Raw genomic sequence first — 6,127 nt, forward strand, 5'->3', positions numbered from 1 at the left:
TGTCATGAATGCTAATCTGGAAATTCAGGAAAATGTTGTAACCGGCCTGTTGCCGGTTTTTGCACCTGCTTTCACCATTGTGGGCGAAGCAATTGCGCATGTCATTGCGCGCGAAGCGTTGCTTGATCGCGCCATGGGTGAGGGCCGCCGTAGAAAGTCGTCGGAAAAACTGCGTCGTGGGCGTCTTCCAGCGGAAGGTCTGGCTTTTTCGGCAATGGCTGCCGATGGTCTGCTTGTGGGCACCGTCCGGCTGTGGAACGTTCATGCCGGTCTCGACGCATTTGGCTTTCCGGTTTCCGCACTCTTGCTCGGTCCGCTTGCGGTGGACCCATTGGCTGCCGGTTGCGGTATCGGTTCGGCCCTGATGCAGCACGCAATCGCTCAGGCAAAGCGCATGGGCCATGGTGCCATCCTGCTGGTTGGTGATCCCGAATATTACGGGCGTTTCGGCTTTACGGCTGAAAAGACCGGCGATCTTGCGATGCCCGGCCCCTATGAAAAGCGTCGGTTTCTGGCGCTTGAATTGAAAGCGGGTCATCTGGATAGTGCGCAGGGAATTTTACGTGCCAGCGGCCGCAAAGTTTCGCGTATTTCCTGAAACCTCTTAGGATAGACGTACCAGCCGTCCGAAATTGCGGACGGCTGTTATCGCCAGGCCGAGCATAAAGCCTGCAATCAGTCCGGCAATGACGATCAGCTTGCGCGACGATCCTGCCGGGTCGAGCGGCGGACGTGCTTCAGAAATCACGCGAACATTGGTCGTCGTGATGCCTTCCTGTTCGCTTGTTTCGCGCGAGCGCAGAAGGAATGCTTCATAGACCGAACGTAAAGTTGTTGCTTCACGCTCCAGCTCGCGCAGTTTCACGCGGTCATTGTTGCTGTTGGCCTGTTGAGACTTGAGCTGTGCAAGACGTGCGTTCAGGTCTTTTTCCTGTTGCAGCGACCGCGCGACTTCGACCTGCAATGAAGCACGAATGCGACGCAATTCGGCATCAATATCATTGAGTACAGTCTGCTTTTGCGACTGAAGCTGAATGAATTGCGGATGACGCGGACCAAGCTGGGTGGACGCACCATTGGCGTTCTGGCTCGCAAGCGCATATTGCGCGCGTAGTGCCGTCAATGTGTTGGAACGTAAATCTTCCGGCAAGGTGCCGGAAATGACGCTGCCTGTATTGACATCGTTGAGCACTTGAATCCGCGCTTGAAGCCGCATGCTTTCAGCGCGCTGGTTTGTCAGCTGATCGTTAAGACGTGTCAGATCGTTGTCGCTGATCAGTTTGCCATCGACATCAACAAGATCACGCGAGGCACGAAAATCTGCTGCCGCTTTTTCTGCCGTTTCGACGCTGCTGCGCATATCGGCAAGGCGCTTGGAAAGCTCGTCCGCATTGCGGCGCGCCACATCCGACTGCAGTGAATCAAGTTCTTTCTGGAAAACGGATCCGATAAGATTGGCGATTTCAGCCGACTTTTCCGAACTGCGGGTTTTGACTGAGACAGAATAGATAAAGGTCTTGGGGTCGCGACCGATGGTTACACTGTCATAAAGGTTATAGAGAACACGCGTTTCAAGAGCCTGACCGTCACTTTGGGTCTGGGGGCTGATCACACTTTTAAGCTGGGCAAAAAAGCCTGCAACGCCAGTGGGGACAAAGGTTCCGTTAAATTCGGGGTCTTTCGTCAGATTGGCTTGGTCAATGACTTTGAGCAATACACTGCTTGAATCAAGCAGCCGTGCTTGGCTTTCTGCAATAGCCAAAGAGGCATCCGTTGGCAGCTGGCCGGGTGTTAACTCAGTGCCGACGGAGCGCACATTGCGCGGATCGACCAGAAGATCGGTCGTGGCCACGAACATCTGCGGAATTGTCAGTGCATAAAGCGTTGCTACAAGGCCACCGAGCAGGGTCGTTGCCAGAAGCAATCGACGAGACCCTTTGACGATTTCAATTGCGACACGCGGATCAACCAGTGGCTTCCATTCCGTATCCCGCACTTCATGTTGGATGGCTTGTGTTGCGATTGTCGCGATAGGATTCGGCTCCGGTTTGGCTTTTTCAATAGCCTGATCTTTCAGGCCATTTTCGCGCTCAGCAATCTTGCGTTCAAGCTCGGCTTTGATAGAGGCCATGCGGGCGCGCAGCTCGGAAACCTCTTGTTCTTCCGTTGCTTTCTTTTCCTGCTGGTTGCGGAACAGTTCAGCGCGTTCTTCAGGCGTCGCAGGCGGCGTCCAAGGCGGGGTAATCGTTTGCTTTTCACGTTTGGACGTGTCGGATTCTTCGCGGCTTGCCTCAGGCGCGTCAGAAAATGCAAGAAGAGGTTTCTCTTCTCTTCCCTTATTGCGTTTGTCCTCACCGCTCATCGTCAAAGATGTCCGTACCCCGAAATGAATTAGTCTTCTGCTGATTATAGTTTTTTTATGGAGAAGAAATGGTTAACGCACGGATCAATGATAAGGCGTAGTGGGTTTTAATTAAGTCTTTTTTGCTAAGCTCGATCTCATGGCCGGTGAGACGGCTTTAAAGCATGAGACAAGATAAAGCACGAGGCCTTGAGTGATCGCGAAAGCACTCCAGAAATTATTGGGTAGCCGCAGTGCAATGGTGCGGGATTATTTCTCGCTTTTTTCCGGCTCTGCCGGGCGTCTGGTCGTTTCACTGCTCTATTTTGTAGCGCTGGCAAATACACTGCCCACCGGAGATTTTGGCATTTTTGCCACGGCATCCGGCACGGGTGTGGTTCTTTCACGCCTTGTTTCGCTTGGTTTTAGCTCTCCGCTTTATCGTATCTCGACGGTCAAACCGCTGCTGCTTGGAACCTATACCGCAGGTTATCTTGCAGCGCTTGTGCTTTCTTTGCCGCTTTTCGCGCTCTGTTCCTGGCTCGTTTATTTCATCTTCTTTGGCCGGGATATATCATTCCTGCCTTTTGCCGTTGTGGTGGTCGCCGAGGCGCTGTTGTGGCGTTCGATTGAAATGATCATCATCGTCAATAACGGTTTGCGGCGCTTTGGTATTTCAGCGCTTCTGGTGATTTTTGGTACAACCATGCGTGCTATTGCCGCTGTTTTGTTCATGTTCTTCGCCACCAAGCATGATGTTGTGCATTGGGCGTGGTGGTATGCAGGGGCAAATGCTGTCGGCTTGATCTTTGCATTGCGCTTTTACCCAAGGGTGAAACTGCGTTTCGAGCCACGGCTATATATACGGCGTGTTTCCGATTCAATTGCCGTGATGGGGGCGGAACTGCTGTTTTACATCCAGAGCGAACTCGATAAGCTGCTGGTTCTGAGCATCGGCGGTCCAACGACGGCCGGTGTCTATGCGATTATCATGCGTCTGGTGGATCTTACAGCACTGCCGATCCGCTCATTTAATATGATGCTGGTGCAAAAGCTCATGCGGAGCCCGGATATGCTGGCTTCACTGCGCATCAAGATAGGGCTGGAATTTGCGGTCTTTGTGGTTTCGGTTGCAGGTCTTGGCGCCATGGTGATCTTTCTGCAATTTTTTCCGACAGCGCTTGGTGCAAGCGTTGCGCCGATTGTTGGACTTTTGCCGCTGGTGCTGCTGGTGCCGGGCTTCCGCAATTTGATCGAATATCAGACAGAAATTCTCTATGCACGTGGCCAGACTGGTTTGCGCACATTGAGCATGGTGCTGATGACGGCGGCCAAAGCGCTGTTTGTCTGGCTGCTGCTGCTTCATTATGGCGATAACAATGACTGGATTGCCGGGCTTAACTTTGTCTTTGCGGGTATCTATGTCCTCTCGCTGGTTTTCACCTATACGAGTATGCGATTGCCCGCAAAGCGGGTGTAAAAAAGCCCGGAGTATTGTTCACTCCGGGCAAGGTATTTGGTCCTAGAGTTTGATGGTGCGATCTTTTCCTGCGTATGGAAGGATACACTATGGAACAGGTTTTACACGGCAGTGCCATGAACATGCGTGCAATCTGCGCTGCAATTCACTCATGGCTCAACTCTCCTGTATTCAACGTCACGTGCAAGCCAGCAGCCGATACTCAAATCTGTTATCTCACCCTTGTCATCGCGGCGGAAAACAAGCTTCCACTCGCCGGGCGACGGTGCATCCATCGAGCGCTGAACAGGCATCAGCCAGACATCAGCCCCGACACTATAAAGCGGATACATGTCGCTCTTGTCAAGGAAGCCTTCAAAAGCGCCATAGATTGCGCCGCCTTCGGAAATCAGCAGCAGATCAGCATCAAGCTCATCGCTGTGATAGTGCCCGATGATATCCTGTCTCGCTTCGCCTTTGACACGGTTCATGATCAGCGAAAGGTTTTCACTTTCGCGGGAAAGTTCAATCACATCGTCTTCGCGCTGAATCGTGGTCATAGCTGAACGCGCCTCATTTGCGCTCACCACATCCATAATTTCCGGGCTGGTGCCAAAACGCGCCTTCATGCGGCCATGACCAGAATCTTCAAGACTGAGAACAAGCCCTGTCTTCTCATCGAGCCACGAACCAAACCATGCAGCATCGGCTTCGACGCGCACCACATCGGATGACGATACGCCCAAAGCAATATTCATCAGTTTGAAGGCAACCTCGGAGGCCCCGCCTTCAAAATTGAACATGGCGATTGTCGAGAGACGTTCCTCCGCACAATGCCAGCGCTGGCAGCGCCAGCCGCGCAATGCACCACCATGACCTGTCAGACGCTTACCGCCCGTTTCGTGAAAATTGAGGCCAAAGCCATAGGGTGCCGCAGCACCGTCTTTAAACGTTTGCGGGCCACTCAGCCGGCGATAGAGGCCCTGTTCATCATCGCGCGTTGCATCGATAAACTGCTCCCAGGCAATCATATCATTAAGCGATGCGCAAATGCCTGCATCGCCCATCCAGTGAATGCGATTGGTGGCAGGTAAAAAGCCCCGAACCGTGTCACCTTCATAACCCGTACATTCGTCAAACAGTGCCGTGTCGGGAATAAGCGCGGCACGCTTCATTCCTGCAGGCTTGAAAATCCGCTCGGACAGAAGATCAACCAGCGTACGCCCGGTATGCGCTTCGATCAGGTCCGCCAGAATGCGGAAATTGCCGTTGCAATAAGAGTAATGCGAACCCGGTTCAAAATGTGTGGTCTTCAGGCGGCGCAACAGGCTTTGCGCCTGCTCTGGCAAAAACACACCTTCCGGATCGGCACCGCACAGGACAGTTAGTGCCCAATAATCGCGCAGGCCGGACTGGTTGTTGCAGAGATCGCGAACGGCGGGGCGCTCCTCTTCGAACTTGTTGAGGTAGGCTGCAAGCGCATCATCGAGCAACTCAGGCTCGCCCACCGCATCAAGCATCACAGCACAGGTAAACTGTTTGCTGACCGAACAGATCGGCATCCGCGTATCGAGCGTCATCGGCTTGCGGGTGCGAAGATCGGCAAAACCCCAGGCGTGCTGCAACACGACCTCGCCGTCCTTCACAACGGCGATAACGCCGCCCGGACCTTTGTAGTTTTGAGGAATGTGACGAACAAAGGCTTCTAGGGCAGACGTATCAAACTTCGACATGATCGACTCAAGACTCACAAAAAATCAACGCCTGCGAAGACGCATTATTTTATGCGATCAATCAAGGCTATTGTAATATTTGAGCATCACCCCGATTAATCAGCGTATGAGGGCTGATGATGCAACGTTATCAATCTCTCGTGCTTTGCCGGGGGATTTCAGACCAAACCATATTGATCTTCATTCAATCTAAGCAATCTGATTAATCCATTCAGTGCGAAGATCACTTCACTCATTATGGAGTGAATGCTGAGTTCTTCAAGATTATGCGGGATCGGCGGTAATGCTCTATCCGTTTTAAGCGCGTTGCGGTTTGCAGATCGCAACATGCTCTTGGTATTTTTATTCAGTAAATGAATGATAAAAGTATGAAGTTCCAGATATTGACACAATCGATATTTAATTAACGCATGTCTATTATAATAGATATCCCTATTACTATACTATAAATTTTATATAAGTTATTAAGAAATTGAGGATTAACATGGCAGACCGTCCGATTATGACGACAAGTGCTGGTGCACCGATCCCGGATAACCAGAATTCCCTGACTGCGGGTGAGCGCGGCCCTGTTTTGTTGCAGGACTATCAGCT

Annotated in this window: 5 protein-coding genes; 3 read left to right on the forward strand and 2 right to left on the reverse strand. The window is 52.0% G+C overall.

Translation table 11 applies throughout. The features are described 5' to 3' along the window. Nucleotides 1-4: 4 nt before the first annotated feature. Nucleotides 5-598 carry a GNAT family N-acetyltransferase gene (locus ABE530_RS16055; RefSeq protein WP_499695168.1) on the forward strand — a complete coding sequence of 198 codons (594 nt, stop codon included), beginning with the start codon at nt 5-7 and terminating at the stop codon, nt 596-598. 6 nt (nt 599-604) lie between these two features. Here the strand turns inward: ABE530_RS16055 and ABE530_RS16060 are convergent, their stop codons facing one another. Then, the gene (locus ABE530_RS16060; protein WP_499695169.1) at nt 605-2,362 is read right to left on the reverse strand and encodes a GumC family protein; all 1,758 of its coding nucleotides are present in this window, start codon (nt 2,360-2,362) and stop codon (nt 605-607) included. Nucleotides 2,363-2,555: 193 nt separating this feature from the next. On the opposite strand from ABE530_RS16060, the gene ABE530_RS16065 reads away from it, so the two are divergent. Then, nucleotides 2,556-3,821, forward strand: coding sequence for a lipopolysaccharide biosynthesis protein (locus tag ABE530_RS16065; RefSeq protein WP_265986419.1), 1,266 nt, complete (start codon nt 2,556-2,558; stop codon nt 3,819-3,821). A gap of 149 nt (nt 3,822-3,970) precedes the next feature. Here ABE530_RS16065 and ABE530_RS16070 read toward each other — a convergent pair whose 3' ends face one another. Then, nucleotides 3,971-5,533 carry a D-aminopeptidase gene (locus ABE530_RS16070; RefSeq protein ID WP_499695170.1) on the reverse strand — a complete coding sequence of 521 codons (1,563 nt, stop codon included), beginning with the start codon at nt 5,531-5,533 and terminating at the stop codon, nt 3,971-3,973. A gap of 484 nt (nt 5,534-6,017) precedes the next feature. Between ABE530_RS16070 and ABE530_RS16075 the strand changes: the two genes are divergently transcribed. After that, the coding region (locus ABE530_RS16075; protein ID WP_499694877.1) for a catalase at nt 6,018-6,127 on the forward strand (110 nt) is incomplete at its 3' end.

Source organism: Brucella sp. TWI559 (assembly GCF_039674265.1).
Classification (GTDB): Bacteria; Pseudomonadota; Alphaproteobacteria; order Rhizobiales; family Rhizobiaceae; genus Brucella; species Brucella chromiisoli.